General features: G+C 73.5%; 13 protein-coding genes. 8 read left to right on the top strand and 5 right to left on the bottom strand.

Translation table 11 applies throughout. The annotated features are described in order from the left end of the window. Positions 1-18: 18 nt before the first annotated feature. Positions 19-945, bottom strand: a complete 927-nt coding sequence (locus tag IOD14_RS23925) for a hypothetical protein (RefSeq protein ID WP_123986864.1) — start codon at positions 943-945, stop codon at positions 19-21. 314 nt (positions 946-1,259) lie between these two features. Here IOD14_RS23925 and denD point away from each other — a divergent pair, with 314 nt between their 5' ends. Then, positions 1,260-2,276 carry a D-erythronate dehydrogenase gene (denD, locus tag IOD14_RS23920; RefSeq protein ID WP_212671481.1) on the top strand — a complete coding sequence of 339 codons (1,017 nt, stop codon included), beginning with the start codon at positions 1,260-1,262 and terminating at the stop codon, positions 2,274-2,276. Between the two features lie 42 nt (positions 2,277-2,318). Here the strand turns inward: denD and IOD14_RS23915 are convergent, their stop codons facing one another. The 4 genes from IOD14_RS23915 to IOD14_RS23900 are packed head-to-tail and all read right to left on the bottom strand — an operon-like array spanning position 2,319 to position 7,007. After that, the gene (locus tag IOD14_RS23915) at positions 2,319-3,332 is read right to left on the bottom strand and encodes a DUF5914 domain-containing protein (protein ID WP_212671480.1); all 1,014 of its coding nucleotides are present in this window, start codon (positions 3,330-3,332) and stop codon (positions 2,319-2,321) included. Next, positions 3,329-4,333, bottom strand: a complete 1,005-nt coding sequence (locus IOD14_RS23910) for a phytoene/squalene synthase family protein (RefSeq protein WP_123986861.1) — start codon at positions 4,331-4,333, stop codon at positions 3,329-3,331. Before IOD14_RS23910 ends, IOD14_RS23915 begins: the two co-directional genes overlap by 4 nt. Beyond that, the gene (locus IOD14_RS23905) at positions 4,330-5,868 is read right to left on the bottom strand and encodes a phytoene desaturase (protein ID WP_212671479.1); all 1,539 of its coding nucleotides are present in this window, start codon (positions 5,866-5,868) and stop codon (positions 4,330-4,332) included. The genes IOD14_RS23910 and IOD14_RS23905 overlap by 4 nt, the downstream gene beginning before the upstream one ends. Beyond that, on the bottom strand, positions 5,865-7,007 hold the full coding sequence (locus IOD14_RS23900; protein WP_212671478.1) for a polyprenyl synthetase family protein: 1,143 nt from the start codon (positions 7,005-7,007) through the stop codon (positions 5,865-5,867). Before IOD14_RS23900 ends, IOD14_RS23905 begins: the two co-directional genes overlap by 4 nt. A 485-nt stretch (positions 7,008-7,492) precedes the next feature. Here IOD14_RS23900 and IOD14_RS23895 point away from each other — a divergent pair, with 485 nt between their 5' ends. The 7 genes from IOD14_RS23895 to IOD14_RS23865 all read left to right on the top strand — a co-directional run bounded on the left by IOD14_RS23895 (position 7,493) and on the right by IOD14_RS23865 (position 14,279). Next, positions 7,493-8,080, top strand: coding sequence for a sigma-70 family RNA polymerase sigma factor (locus tag IOD14_RS23895; RefSeq protein ID WP_123986858.1), 588 nt, complete (start codon positions 7,493-7,495; stop codon positions 8,078-8,080). Positions 8,081-8,223: 143 nt separating this feature from the next. Beyond that, entirely contained in the window at positions 8,224-9,411 is a 1,188-nt protein-coding gene (locus tag IOD14_RS23890) for a lycopene cyclase family protein (RefSeq protein WP_212671477.1), read from the top strand. A 91-nt stretch (positions 9,412-9,502) separates the two neighbouring features. After that, on the top strand, positions 9,503-10,255 hold the full coding sequence (locus tag IOD14_RS23885; protein ID WP_212671476.1) for a methyltransferase domain-containing protein: 753 nt from the start codon (positions 9,503-9,505) through the stop codon (positions 10,253-10,255). Beyond that, positions 10,252-11,838, top strand: a complete 1,587-nt coding sequence (locus IOD14_RS23880) for an FAD-dependent oxidoreductase (RefSeq protein WP_212671475.1) — start codon at positions 10,252-10,254, stop codon at positions 11,836-11,838. Before IOD14_RS23885 ends, IOD14_RS23880 begins: the two co-directional genes overlap by 4 nt. Positions 11,839-11,851: 13 nt before the next feature. Beyond that, positions 11,852-12,652: an alpha/beta hydrolase gene (locus tag IOD14_RS23875; RefSeq protein ID WP_123986854.1), complete on the top strand. Its 801-nt coding sequence runs from the start codon at positions 11,852-11,854 to the stop codon at positions 12,650-12,652. Between the two features lie 2 nt (positions 12,653-12,654). Continuing rightward, positions 12,655-13,944, top strand: a complete 1,290-nt coding sequence (locus IOD14_RS23870; protein ID WP_123992454.1) for a SpoIIE family protein phosphatase — start codon at positions 12,655-12,657, stop codon at positions 13,942-13,944. Beyond that, entirely contained in the window at positions 13,941-14,279 is a 339-nt protein-coding gene (locus IOD14_RS23865) for an STAS domain-containing protein (protein ID WP_123986853.1), read from the top strand. The genes IOD14_RS23870 and IOD14_RS23865 overlap by 4 nt, the downstream gene beginning before the upstream one ends. The last annotated feature ends 5 nt before the right edge of the window (positions 14,280-14,284 follow it).

Below are 14,284 nucleotides of genomic sequence, written 5' to 3'. Positions count from 1 at the left end.
TGTCGGCCGCGGTGCCGGTCAGGAGCGGCGGGTGCGGCGGGTGGCGTAGAGGGCTGCGGCCCCCAGGGCGATCACCGCGGCTGCTCCGCCGGCTATCGGGGCGACCGGTGCGCTGGATCCGGTCTCGGCCAGCGGCGGGGTGCTGTCGCTGGGCGAGGGCGCCGGGCCGGTGGGGGGCGTCGACTCCATCGGAGGCACGTCCGGGGTGGTGGGCGGGGTGCTGGAGGAGGGGGGCGGGGTCGTGGGCGTGGCCGGCGGAGTCGTCTCGTCCGCGGGCGGCTGGCTGGCCGGCGGGCTGCTCGGGCTGTCCGGCACGGACGGGGAGGCCGGGGGCGTGGGGGAGTTCGGCTGCTCCGGGGTGCACGACTTGTCGCCGCCGTTCCAGGCCGCGATCAGGTGGTAGGGCGTGACGACGTTGTCGGGCTGGTAGGGCGCGGGCCCGTGGCCCTCGCCCGAACGGCCGTCGTAGATGACGTCGTCGCCGTACAGGTCGATCTGCCCGTAGCAGTCCGGCGTCTTCACCGTGAGCTTCTGCCAGGTCCGCTTGGCGTCGTCGCGGCCGGCGAGGTCCTCGGCGCCGAGGTAGACCGTGGCGTGGTCGACGAGCGTCTGGAGACCGGAGGTGTACCAGTTGGGCCCCTCGGTGGTGTATTCGGCCAGTGAGACCGGGTACTTGCAGCCGTCGCCGACCGTCTGGCCCGGAGCCAGCCGCACCTCGACGGTGCCGGGGGCGCTGGACCACTGGCGGAAGCCGCCCTGCGAGGTCCAGTCGGCGTCGACCGGCTTTCCGTCGGAGTCGACGAGGCGGTACTGGACCGTGGCCGACTGGCAGCCGCCCCCGGGCGTGGCGTTGGCGGTGGTGGCCCCGAGCAGGGGGGTGGCGATGGCGATGAAGGCGGTTGCGGCGACAGCGGCCGACGTTCTGGAGCGTGAAAGGCGCGTCAAGATATGCCCTAGCGGATTCGAGAGTGTGGGAGGTGGCAGGACGCGAGCAGCCGCGGTGGGCGAGGAAGGAGAATGCAAGCCGTGGCCCGAGCCACTCGTGTCACTTCGCTCGCTTCAGTTACGGCGAGCGAGCCGCATTCTTGTCGCTCTTCACAACTCCCGTCAATCTTTCACGAGTTCGGCACGCCATGCCGTCCTGGCTTGCGTGTTCTGCCCCGGTATTCGCAGGTCGGACACCGGGGCGGCCGGGGCCTGCCGGGGTAGGACGCCGGTGGGACGAGCAGCCTCGCAGGACCTTCGGAGGAGATGAACGCGTGAGAGTCGTCGTGACGGGTGCGTCCGGGTTCCTCGGGCGACTGCTGGCCGGGACGTTGTCGCGGGCGGGGACGTTCGCTGGCCGGGAGATCGGCACTCTGGTGCTGGTCGACCGTGTGGCGTGGACCGAGCACCCGCAGGAGCCCGGGGTGCCGGTCCAGGTGGTGCACGGAGAGCTGGTCGAGCACCTGGACACGGTCTTCGCCGAGCCGGTGGACGTGCTGTTCCATCTCGCCGCCGCGGTGTCCGCCGAGTGCGAGGCCGACTTCGATCTCGGGATGCGCACCAACGTGGACGTCACCCGCGCCCTGCTGGAGGCGGCGCGGGCGCAGTCCGGTGCGGGCGGGCCGGTGGTACGGATGCTGTTCGCCGGCAGCATCGCCGTCTACGGCTCCCATCCGGCCCTGTCCCTGCCACCGGCGGTCAGCGAGACGACGGTGCCCGTGCCGCGGTCGAGCTACGGCACCCAGAAGCTGATGTGCGAGCACCTGATCGCGGACTGCACCCGCCGTGGCTTCGTCGACGGGCGTGTGGCGCGGCTGATGACGGTGGCGGTCCGTCCGGGCCGGCCCAACGCGGCCGCGTCCGGCTTCCTGTCCGGCATCGTCCGTGAACCGCTCGCCGGTCTGCCCGCCGTCTGTCCGGTGGATCCGGGACTGACGGTGGCCCTGTCCTCACCCCGGCGCACCGTCGAGGGAATCCTCCGCGTCGCCGAGGCCGAACGCGGCACCGGGCCCGGATACCTGGAGGGCCCGCTGCCGGTCAACCTTCCCGCCCTGACCGTCTCCGTCGCCGACATGCTCGCGACTCTGCGGCAGGTGGCCGGTGACACCGTCGCCGACCGGGTCACCCTCGCCCGCGATCCGGCGGTCGAAGCGATCGTCGGGTCGTGGCCCGCCGTCTTCGACCACCGGCGCGCCGCCGCACTGGGCCTGCGTCCCGACGCGAGCTTCCGGTCCGTGCTCGACGACTACCTCACCGATCACCCCGAGGCGGTCGCGGCCCCGCCGGGCTGAACCGCGGGCACTCCCGAACACGCCGGAGCCCCCGCGGCCCGGTCAGCCGGGGAAACGTCCGGTGGAGCGCAGCAACCAGCGGCGTTCGGCGTACGCCAGGTCGTCGCGCCACAGCCGTGCGGCCCCGGCCGCCATCAACCGGCGCAGCACGGGGGCCGCCGTGCGGGCCGCGGCGAAGCCGGGACGCTCGGAGGAGGCCACGACCGCTTCCACGACGGCGGTGCGGGGCCGGCCCCGTTCATCGGCGCCGAGCGGGGTCACATGCGTCTCGACCACGGAGCCCGAGCCCTCGCCCTCGGTGATGCGCATGACGACCGTGCGCGGTTCGGGCGTGGTGAACAGGGCCCGCACCGGTACGACGAGCCGCCCCGCGACCTTGAAGGAGACGTCCACCGTGAACCCGTCCTCGTCGGCCCCCTCGGAGTCGGGCGTGCCGACCACGGTCAGGTCGACGAAGGAGTACGGGTGGAACCAGGCCCCGTGCCAGGGGTCCAGCCGGTTGGCCACGACGTCTTCCGGCTCGCAGATCCCCGCCCCGGTCCAGACGGCGGCGACGGAGCGGGACAGGCCCGGGCGCGGCGGGACGACCGGTGCCCGCGTCGGAGCCTCACCGCCCACCTGGTCCAGGCGCACCCAGACCAGCACACCGTCGTCGTGCACGGGCAGCGGCTCCCAGCCGGCGAACGGCCCGCCGTCCAGGGCGAGACCGTGCCAGTGGCAGACGAGGGTCCCGCAGCGCACCGGGCTGTCGGCGAGCGGCGCTCCCAGATGCGGGCAGCTGCCGGGACCCGCCGCGAGCCGGCCGTCGGCGGTACGCCACACCACCACTTCCTGCCCGGCCACCGTCGTGGCCAACGGCCGGTCGTCCCGCAGGTCCCGGGTGGCACCGACCACGTACCAGTTGCCGGACGGGCGGGCCTGGGCCCGCTTCAGCGCCTCGGCGATCAGAGCGGGCCGGGCCTCGCGCCAGGTCGGTCGCTGCTTCTCCCACCGCACCGGACGGCGGCGCAGGGAGAGGGGGTAGCGGGTACGTCCCGCTGGGCGCCGCGGTTTCATGCGATCCTCCGCGATGGTGGTGAGGTGTCCACGGCGCTGGGCAAGGGCGCCACCCGGGGCCCGGCCATTCTGTGCCGCAGCCGCGCCGAGCCCACCCTGACCAGCCCGTCGAGGGCCACAAGGGCACGGCGGTGCGTCGGGACCACGGCTCGGCGCTGCACGCAGCGGTGACCGTCCGCGGCGACCGCGTCCAGGATCCCGCCGTACAGGACGAAGGCGGTGCGGATGCACGGGCGCGAGACCGGGTCGAGCATGGCGAGCCCCGGGGCCGCCTCCCGGTAGACGCCGCGCGTCAGCGCTTCGAACTCCCGCAGTGCCGCGGTGATCCTGCGGTCCGGCAGTCCGGTGTCCCGGCTCCAGCGCAGCAGCTGCCGGTCGACGCCGTGGGCGGCCAGCAGGTCGGCGGGCAGATAGACGCGGCCGCGGTCGAGGTCCTCGCCCACGTCGCGCAGGAAGTTGGTCAGCTGGAACGCCACCCCCAGGGCCGCCGCGTGCGGCGCGGCCTCCTCACGCGGGACGACCGTGCCGAGCACCGGAAGCATCTGCAGCCCGATCACCTCCGCCGATCCGTAGGTGTACGTACGCAGGTCGGCATAGGTGGCATAGCCGGTGACGTCGAGGTCGGCGCGCATCGCGGTCATGAAGTCGCTGAAGTGGCGGTGGTCGATGTCGTAGCGCCGCGCGGTGTCGGCCAGGGCGCGGACGACGGGCTCGGTGCTCACGCCCGTGCGCAGGCCGGTCTCCAACTGGTGCTGAAGACGGGTCAGCCGCTGCGCGCGCTCGGCGGTGGTGGTCGTACCGTCGAGCGTGTCGACGATGTCGTCGGCCCAGCGGGCGAACCCGTACAGCGCGTGCACGGCCGGCCGGCGCGACACCGGCAGCAGGCGGGTGGCGAGGAAGTACGTCTTGCCGTGCCGGGCGTTGAGCTGCCTGCACCGGGTGTACGCCTGGCGCAGTCCTGATTCGGTGACGCCGGCCGCGTCGAGTTCACGGTCGGTCATACCGGCCTCCGTTCCCGGGGTTCGCTTACGGCGGGGCGCGAGCGCCCCGGTCGGGTGCCGCCGGTGATGCGTGCCGCGGCCAGCTTGCCCGACAGCAGGACGGTCGGCACGCCGACGCCTGGGGTGGTGCCGCAGCCGGCGAGGACCGCGTTGGCCGTGCCGCGCACCAGGTTGCGCGGCCGGAACGGCCCGGTCTGCGCGAAGGTGTGGGCGGCGGAGAAGGGCGTGCCGGCCGCGTGCCCCTGGGCCTGCCAGTCGGCAGGAGTGACCAGGCACTCCTCCTCGACGGCGGCCGCGATGCCGTCGAGGCCGCGTCGGTCCAGCTCGGTGAGCAGGCTGTCGCGGTAGCGCGGTCCCAGGTCGGCCCAGTCGGCCGCGCCGGGCCCGATGGCGGTGTTCGGGCAGGGAGCGAGGATGTAGTGCAGGTGCCGGCCGGGCGGGGCCAGGCTCGGGTCGGTGGCTGTCGGGCGGGTGATGAGCAGGGACGGGTCGCTCATCAGGCTGCCGGTCTCGGTGAGTTCGGAGAACGTCCGCCGCCAGGCCGCGCCGAAGGAGATCGTGTGATGGGCCAGCCCGGGCCAGGTGCGGTCCGTGCCGACGTGCAGGATCACCGCGGAGGGCGAGAACCGCAGACCCACCGGGCGCCTGGGGACCCGGCCCAGCAGCCGGTACACGACGGGCAGGTCGGGGGTGAGGACGACGGCGTCGCAGGCGATGCGGCCGCGGTCGGTGACGACGGCCGTGATCCGTTCCCCGGACCGCTCCAGACGGGTGACCGTCTCCCCGAGGCGCAGCTCGGCCCCCGCGTCCTCCGCGGCGTCGGCCATCGCCCGGGGCAGGGCGTGCATGCCGCCGCGCGGGAAGTACACGCCCGCGACCGTGTCCATGTACGCGATGACGGCATACGCGGCCAGGGCCCGTTCCGGTGCCACACCCGCGTACAGGGACTGGAAGGAGAAGACGCGCTTGAGCCGCTCGTCGTGCAGGAACCGTCCGATGCGTGCGTCCAGGCGCCCGAACCCGCCGAGCGCGGCCAACCGCGCGAGGTCGGGGTGGAGGAGGCGCAGGGGCGAGTCGAAGTCGGCGTCGATGAAACGGCGCATCTGCACCCGGTACAGCTGCTCCAGCCAGCTCCGCAGCCGCCGGTACCCGGCGGCCTCACGGGGCCCGGCGAAGCGCTCGACCTCCGCCTCCATGGCCTCGGCACCGGTGTGGACGTCCAGGGAGCTGCCGTCGGCGAACCGGGCCCGGTACGCCGGGTGCAGCGGCACGAGATCGACGCGTGCGCGCAGGTTGTCCCCCACGGCGGCGAACGCCTCGTCCGCCAGATGCGGCATCGTCAGCACGGTGGGACCGGTGTCGACGCGGTAGCCGCCGCGGACCATGCGCCCGGCGCGACCACCGGGTGAGGTGTCCCGCTCCACCAACGTCACTCGGCGTCCGGCACCCAGCAGGTGCAGGGCGGCCGACAGCCCCGACAGACCGGCGCCGACGACCACGACATGGTCGGTGCGCCCGGGAACGGTACGGGTCATCGGCCGGCCCCCTCGTCCTCGGCCGTCAGGATCACGGAGAGAGGGACCACCTCGCGGGCCGCGGTGTCGGGCACTCCGCTCGCGGAGCGCATCAGCACCTGCAGCTGCCTGGTCGCCTCGGGTTCGAGCACCGCGGTGTCCAGGTGGCGCAGCCCCTGCGCCACCAGCCTGCCGATCTTCTCCTCGACGGTGTCGCGCGCACCGGTGGCCACGAACACCTCGCGCACCGAGGCGAGTTCGGCATCCGAGGCGTCCCCGCGGCCGAATGCGCCGCGCAGCACGTCGACGGCCCAGCGGTCACCCGATGCCTCGGCCCGCGCCCGTGCGACGGCGGCGAGATAGGTGGGTTTGCCGCTGCGGATGTCTCCGCCCGCGGGCTTGCCGGTGTCCCGGGCGTCCCCGAAGGCGTCGAGGAGATCGTCGCGCAGCTGGAAGGCCAGGCCCACGCAGCGGCCCGCCGAGCACAGGGCCCGGGTGGCGGCCGGTCCGGCGTCCGCCAGTGCCGCCCCGAGCGCGAGCGGGCGTTCCACGGAGTACAGGGCGCTCTTGAGACAGGCGGCCCGGATCGCCCGGGCCAGGGAACGCGCCGAGGTGACCTCACCCTGCACGTCCAGGTACTGCCCGGCCACCATCTCCGTGCGCATGGCGCTCCACAGGTCGCGGACCCGCCGCGCGGTGCGGCGCGGCATCTCGGTGTCCGCGACCACGTCGTCCGCCCAGGCCAGCGCCAGGTCACCGGCGAGGATCGCCGCGGCCTGCCCGAACCGCTGCGCGCGCCCGCCGTCTCCCGCACCGGCGTACTGGGCCGCCATCTCCACGTGCAGCGCCGGCCGTCCGCGGCGCAGCCGCGCGTCGTCCATCACGTCGTCGTGGACCAGGGCGCAGGTCTGGATGAGCTCCAGGGCGGCTCCGATCCGCAGCGCGGCCCGGGCCTGCGGGGGCTCGGTGCCGCCGCAGGCCCGCAGCGCCCACCACACGAAGCGGGAGCGGGCGAACTTGCCGCCGCCGCGTGTGAAACCCGCGACCCGCGCGGCCAGGTCCTCGCCGAAGAGAGGATCGGTGGCCCGGGCAGCCGCCACCTGCCGGTCGAGCAGGTCGCCCAGCACCGCGCGCACGGTGCCGGTCACGTCCGTGTCCACGGCACGCGGGTCGTCACCGTGCGCCGCCGCAGGAGTCGCAGGAGTCGCAGGAGTCGCAGGAGTCGCGGGGGTCGCGGGTGACGAGGCGCGCGGAGGGTCGCCCCGGCCGTGGTCCGTGTCCCCGGCCGTGCGCGGGGCCGGCTCGGGGGAGGCCTGTCCGGCGGGGGGCGGGTGCTCGGCGGTCGGGTGTTCGCGCGGGCTCCGGTTCGCGCGGTGACCCTTTGCCACGGTGGAGCTCATGCCGGTTTCCCCTCATCGAGATTCTCGTGATCACAGCTGGCGTCGTCATGACCGGTTCGCCTCGGGTGGCGAAGACGGATGCGGGGCGGCACGGTAAGGACTGGGTGTCCCGCTCCAGGCGTGTCTCACCTCCCCTGTTCAATTCGATGCGAAGTCGATGCAAGTTGTCCACTCCGCGTCGAATTCGCAGGGTGGAAGGGCCGCGGTCGCTCTCAGCGACCACCAGGCCCAGCGGAGGAGTGACCATGACGACCGCACAGCCAGCCGACGCGGACATCGACGACAGTGCCCTCGTGGCCGGGTTTCTCCGCGGCGACGAGTCATGCCTCACGGTCGTGCACCAGCGGTGGGGTCCGCTCGTGCACGCCCTCGCCAGGCGTTCCCTGGGAGACGCCAAGGAGGCGGAGGACATCACCCAGATGGTGTTCCTCGCCGCGTGGCGGGGCCGCGCCGGATTCGCCCCGGACCGCGGCACGCTGCCCGGCTGGCTCACGGGCATCGCCCGCCGGAAGATCGCCGACGCGCTCGCCGCCCGCACCAGGCGCAACGAACTCGTCGCCGCCGCGGGCGCCCAGCTGCTGCTGCGGGCCGCCGAGGAGACCGTGCTGCCGGAGGCCGCCCTCGACCGTGTCCTGCTCGCCGACGAGATGTCCCAGCTCCCGGCGCCGCAGCGCCGGGTCCTCAACCTCGCCTTCTACGACGACCTCACCCAGACCCAGATCGCCGAACTCACCGGATGGCCCCTCGGCACCGTCAAGAGCCACGCGCGCCGAGGCCTGCGCCGGCTCGCCGGCCGGCTCCGCGGGGACGAGCTCGTCGAGTACGCGGCGTGACAACGACGCAGAATCGATGCGCAACGCCACCAATGAACGGTCAGACCCGGGGCGTACGGCAGGTGAGATCCGCATCCGGACGGGTACTGCGACCGGAACACCGCCGCAGGACACGGCGAACGCGCGGAGGGAGTGAACCGGTCATGCAGGAGGCGGACGTCGCCATCATCGGAGCGGGGGCCGCGGGGCTCTCCCTGGCCCACCGGCTCTCCCGCCCCGCCCCCGGCGCCCGGCGCCTGTCCGTCGTCCTCGTGGACGCCCCGCCCGGACCACTGCGCCCGCCCCGGCGCACCTGGTGCTTCTGGGAGACCGGTCCAGGACCCTACGACGCCGCGGTCACCAGGTCGTGGCGTCGCCTGCGCGTGCACCGGCCCACAGGGGAGCCGATCGAGCACGACATCTCACCCCTGATCTACAAGATGATCCGCTCGGACGACTTCGAGTCCCTGATCGACCACGAGCTCGCCCGCGGCGGACAGGTTCGACGCGTCGAGGCGGCGGTCGAGAGCGTCGAGGGACTCCCGCAGGGCGCACGGATCCACGCCCGCACGGCGGACGGGCGACCCGACGCCCTGGACGCCCGCTGGGTGTTCGACTCGCGACCGCTGGGCAGCCTCCCCGCCGCCCGCACGACCCTGCTCCAGCACTTCCACGGCTGGTTCGTGCGCACCGGCCGCCCGGTCTTCGACCCGGCCCGCGCGGAGTTCATGGACCTGCGCACACCCCAGCCCGCCAAAGGCCTCTCCTTCGGCTATGTCCTGCCCACCGGCCCCGATCAGGCCCTCGTGGAGTACACCGAGTTCTCCCCGGCCGTCCTGTCCCGGGACGCGTACGACAAGGCGCTGGACCACTACACGGGCGCCGTGCTCGGGCTGGGGGACTTCGAGGTGATCGGCACCGAGACCGGCGTCATCCCGATGACCGACGCCGGATTCGCCCGCCGGACGGGCGCCAGTGTCTTCCGCATCGGTGCCGCCGGGGGAGCCACCCGGCCCTCGACCGGCTACACCTTCGCCGGAGTGCAGCGCCAGACCGCGGCCGTCGCGGCCGCCCTGCGCCAGGGCCGGCGGCCCGTGCCCCCGCTGCCCCACTCGGCCCGCGCCCGCGCCATGGACGCGGTCCTGCTGCACGCCCTCGACAGCGGCCTGGTGGACGGCGCGGAGTTCTTCTCCCACCTGTTCACCAGGATCCCCATGACCCGGCTCCTGCGTTTCCTCGACGGCGGAACGCGGCTGCACGAAGAACTCGCCATCGGACTGCGCACCCCCGTCCTGCCCATGCTGCGGGCCGCCGCGGAAGTGCCCCGGCTGCCCCGGCGCCCCTTTCTCTGACCCTGACCCGCCCACGAAGCCCTGTGCCGGGACCGCTCCCTCGTGCCGCCCGCAGGCCCCCGACTCCCCGACGACCGCACCAGGAGGCAGCGTGACCGTGTTGCGCGACGCGGATCTGGCCGCCGCATTCGACCATGCGGCGCACAGTTACGACACACTCGTGGCCGCCAACCCCGGCTACCACGCCCATCTGCGCCGCTCGGCGCGCCGGCTCGGGCTGCCCCACCCGGGCACCGGGCTGCCCCACCCGGGCACCGGGCTGCGCGTCCTCGACCTCGGCTGCGGGACCGGAGCCTCCACCGCCGCGCTCGCCCGCGTGCTGCCCGACGCCGACATCACGGCCGTGGACGCCTCGGCCGGGATGCTGGACCGTGCCAGGGCCAAACCGTGGCACGGCAGGGTCAGGTTCGTGTGCGCGCCGGCCGAGGCCCTCGCCGAGGCGGGCGTGCAAGGGCCCTTCGACGCGGTGTTCGCCGCCTACCTCTTCCGCAACGTCGCGGACCCCGACGCCGTGCTGGACGCCGTCCACGACCTGCTGGCCCCGCACGGGCGCCTCGCCGTGCACGAGTACACCCTCAGCGGCCGCCCGCTCGACCGGGCCGTCTGGACGGCCGTGTGCCGCGGTCTGGTGCTGCCGGTCGCCAGCGCCCTCGGCGACGGCGAGCTGTACCGCCATCTCTGGCGCAGCGTCGTCGAGTTCGACACGGTCGACCGGTTCACGGACCGCGTCCGCGCCCGCGGATTCGACACCGTACGGGCCCTGCCCCTGCCGGGGTGGCAGACCGGCATCACCCACACCGTCGTCGCCCGCCGCGCCGACCCGGCCGCCCGGAGCGGACAGTGACCGCCACGACGGCGGGCCCCGCCCGCCCCGGCCGGGACCGTCACGCAGTACTGCTGCCCCCGCGGCCCGGAGCCACCCGGGTCGGCGGGCCGCGCAGCACCGCCGTCGTGGGCGGCGGCATCGCCGGCCTCGCGGCCGCGACGGCGCTCGCCGAACGCGGCGTCCACGTCACGCTCTACGAACGCGAGGCCTACCTGGGCGGCCGCGTCGGCGGCTGGAGCACCGAGCTGCACGACGGCTCCACGGCGACCATGAGCCGCGGCTTCCACGCCTTCTTCCGCCAGTACTACAACCTGCGCAGCCTGCTGGGCCGTGCCGGTTCCCGTCCGGGGCGCCTCACCGCCCTGCCCGACTATCCGCTGCGGCACCGCGACGGACTGCACGACAGCTTCCGCAGAGTGCCGCGCACCCCGCCGCTGAGCGCCCTGGGCTTCGTGGCGCTCAGCCCGTCCTTCCGCTGGCGCGACCTGGCCCGTATGAACCCCGCCGCGGCCCTTCCCCTCCTGGACGTCCGCGTCCCGCACGTGTACGCGGAACTGGACTCCGTCAGCGCGCACGACTTCCTCGAGTCCCTGCGCTTCCCGCCGGCCGCTCGCCACCTGGCATTCGAGGTCTTCTCCCGCAGCTTCTTCGCCGACCCCCAGGACCTGTCGGCCGCCGAGATGGTCCTGATGTTCCACATCTACTTCCTCGGCAGCTCCGAAGGGCTCCTCTTCGACGTCCCCGACGACCCCTTCCCGACGGCGCTGTGGGACCCCCTCGCCCAGCACCTGTGCCGCCACGGCGTCGACCTGCGCACCTCGACCTCCGTCGAGAACGTCTCGCCCACCGCCGACGGCGCGTTCACCGTCTCCACGGCCCGCGAGGAGGGCCGGTACGACACCGTCGTCCTGGCCCTCGACACCGCCGGCCTGCGCACGGTGGTCGGCCGCTCACCCCGGCTCGGCGACGAGGCCTGGCGCGAACGCGTTGCCCGGCTGCGCACCGCCCCGCCCTTCCTCGTCTCCCGGCTCTGGCTCGACCGCCCCGTCCACGCCGGCCGGCCCGGCTTCCTCGGCACCGCCGGATACGGCTCGCTGGACAACGTCAGCGTCCTGGAGCGCTGGGAAGGGGAGGCCGCACGCCGGTTCGCCCGCACCGGCGGATCCGTGGTCGAACTCCACGGCTACGCGCTGCCGGAGAACGCCGATCCCGACGCCGAGGCCCAGGATCTGATCGCACAACTCCGCGCCGTCTACCCCGAGACCCGCGAGGCGCGGATCCTCGACGCACGGCACGAATGGCGCCAGGACTGCCCCCTGTTCCCCGTCGGCGGATACGGCGACCGCCCCGGCGTACGCACCCCGCAGCCGGGCCTCGTGCTCGCGGGAGACCTCGTGCGCACCGACCTCCCCGCGGCCCTGATGGAACGCGCCGCCACCACCGGCTTCCTCGCCGCCAACGCCCTCCTGGAGTCGTGGGCGGTACGGGGCCACCCCCTGTGGACCGTCCCCAACGGCAGCCGCACCCGACTGCTGCGAGCCCTGTCCGCCGGCCGCTCTCCATCGGGTCGAGGGGGTGTCAGGGCTGGATCGGCGACTTGAGAGACTGTTCGGTATGGACATCGTGAGCAGAAACCACGTCACCGTCACGGGCAACCCGCAGGGGCCCACGGTGGTGCTGGCCCACGGCTTCGGCTGCGACCAGAACATGTGGCGGCTGACGGTGCCCGCTCTGGCCGAGGACCACCGCGTCGTGCTGTTCGACTACGTGGGTTCGGGCCGTGCCGACGCCTCCGCGTTCTCGCAGGACCGGTACGCGACCCTCGACGGGTACGCCCGGGACGTCGTCGAGGTGTGCGAGGCGCTCGACCTGCGGGACGCGGTGTTCGTGGGGCACTCGGTCAGCGCCATGATCGGCGTACTGGCGGCGGACATGGCCCCGGAGCGGATCGGCGCACTGGTGATGGTCGCTCCGTCCCCGCGCTACATCGACGACGAGGGCTACCGAGGCGGGTTCAGCGCCGAGGACATCGACGAACTGCTGGCGTCCCTGGAGGCGAACTACCTCGGCTGGTCGACGGCCATGGCCCCGGTGATCATGGGCAACGCCGACCGGCCCGAGCTCGGCGACGAGCTGAAGAACAGCTTCTGCGCCACCGACCCGGACATGGCACGCGTCTTCGCCCGGACCACGTTCCTCTCGGACTCCAGGGACGACCTGAAGAGCGTGCGCGTGCCGACGCTGGTCCTGGAGTGCACCCAGGACGTGATCGCCCCTCGCGAGGTAGGAGCCTTCGTCCACCGGGCGATCCCCGGCTCGACCCTGGTCACGCTCGACGCCACCGGGCACTGCCCGCACCTGTCCGCGCCCGAGGCCACCAACCAGGCGATCCTCGACTTCCTCGCGAGCCTGTGATGATGTGCCGCGCCGACCAGCACCCCGACCCGCAGGACGCCGACGGCGCGCAGGTCGCGGACGCCGCCTTCGCCGCGCTGCTGGAGGACGGAACCGAGGACCTGTACGAGAACGCCCCCTGCGGATACCTCTCCACGCTGATGGACGGCACCATCGCGAAGATCAACGGCACACTGCTCGACTGGCTCGGCCTGGAGCGGGAGGCGGTGGTGGGCCGGATGCGGTTCACCGACCTGCTGACCATCGGCGGCAAGCTGTACCACGAGACGCACTTCGCGCCCCTGCTGCGGATGCAGAGCGAGATCAGCGGCATCGCCCTGGACATGAAACAGACCGGCGGTGGCCGAATCCCCGTGCTGGTCTCGTCCGTCGTCAAGCACGGCACCACCGGGCAGCCCCTGCTGATCCGCACCACGGTCTTCGACGCCCGGGACCGCCGCGCCTACGAAGAGGAACTCCTGAGCCGCCGTGAAGCGGCCGAGGAAGCACGCAGGCAGGCGGAGGCCGACCGCGCCCGCCTGCAGGAGGCTCTCGCCGTACTCCAGCAGTCACTGCTCCCCGACAGCCTGGCGCCGGTACCGGGCGTGCAGACGGCCGCGCACTACCACACCGCCTCACCCGACCGTCTGGGCGGAGACTTCTACGACGTCTTCGCCCTCGACGGCAAACGCTTCGGCTTCTTCCTCGGTGACGTGTGCGGCAAGGGCCCCCAGGCGGCCGTGCTCACCTCGCTGACCCGGTACACCCTGCGCGCCGCCGCTCTCCACGACCCCGACCCGGTCTCCGCGCTGACGACCCTCAACACGGTGCTCCACGAGCGCTACGCGGGCAGCGGCGACCCCCGCTACTGCACCGCGATCCTCGGCACGCTCGAACCCGATCCCGCGACCGGACGCCTGGCCGTCCACCTCGCCTCGGGCGGCCACCCTCCGGCCATCGTGCTGCGCGCCGACGGCACAGCCGACTTCCTGCCCACGCCCGGAGGCCTGCTCGTCGGCATCCTGCCCGCCGCGCGCTTCGCCACCGCCGAAACGGTGCTCGGCCCGGGCGACACGCTGCTGCTCTACACGGACGGCCTCACCGAAGCCCGCACCGGCCACGACCGCACCGGTCTCTACGGCGACGAGGCACTGCTCGCCTTCGCCGCCGCTCACGCGGGCGAGTCACCGCATGCCGTCATCCAGGCACTGACGGGCCTTCTGGACAGCTTCGGTGACGGCCTCGACGACGACACCGCCCTGCTCGCCATCGGCGTCCCGGCCGCCGACCGACAGACGAGAAACGAACGATGAGCCCGCTGAAGATCACCACCCGCGACGCCGCGACCGGCCCCGTTCTGGAGATGTTCGGGGAACTCGACTACGCCAACGTCACCGAACTGCACGAGGCGCTGCGCGGCCTCGCCCTCCGGCCGGGCCAGTGCCTGGTCCTGGACCTGAGCGGACTGGAGTTCTGCGACTCCAGCGGCATCACGGCTCTGATCGCCGCACGCAGCAACGCCCAGGCCGAGCAGGCGGACGTCGCCCTGGCGGCCGTACCGCCGAACATGCTTCGGGTCCTGCGCATCGTAGGTCTCGACCAGATCTTCACCATCCACCCCGACATCGAGACCGCCACACGCCCCTGAGCCGC

This window comes from Streptomyces sp. A2-16 (assembly GCF_018128905.1).
Classification (GTDB): Bacteria; Actinomycetota; Actinomycetes; order Streptomycetales; family Streptomycetaceae; genus Streptomyces.
The sequence above is the reverse complement of the archived record's forward strand: the minus strand, read 5'-3'. Positions and strand labels throughout refer to the sequence as shown.

Coding starts and splice junctions, on each gene's coding strand:
- IOD14_RS23875 (WP_123986854.1), top strand. CDS start 11,852: ATGGACATCGTGAGCAGAAACCACGTCACCGTCACGGGCAACCCGCAG.
- IOD14_RS23905 (WP_212671479.1), bottom strand. CDS start 5,868: ATGACCCGTACCGTTCCCGGGCGCACCGACCATGTCGTGGTCGTCGGC.
- IOD14_RS23915 (WP_212671480.1), bottom strand. CDS start 3,332: ATGAAACCGCGGCGCCCAGCGGGACGTACCCGCTACCCCCTCTCCCTG.
- IOD14_RS23895 (WP_123986858.1), top strand. CDS start 7,493: ATGACGACCGCACAGCCAGCCGACGCGGACATCGACGACAGTGCCCTC.
- IOD14_RS23870 (WP_123992454.1), top strand. CDS start 12,655: ATGTGCCGCGCCGACCAGCACCCCGACCCGCAGGACGCCGACGGCGCG.
- IOD14_RS23865 (WP_123986853.1), top strand. CDS start 13,941: ATGAGCCCGCTGAAGATCACCACCCGCGACGCCGCGACCGGCCCCGTT.
- IOD14_RS23890 (WP_212671477.1), top strand. CDS start 8,224: ATGCAGGAGGCGGACGTCGCCATCATCGGAGCGGGGGCCGCGGGGCTC.
- IOD14_RS23910 (WP_123986861.1), bottom strand. CDS start 4,333: ATGACCGACCGTGAACTCGACGCGGCCGGCGTCACCGAATCAGGACTG.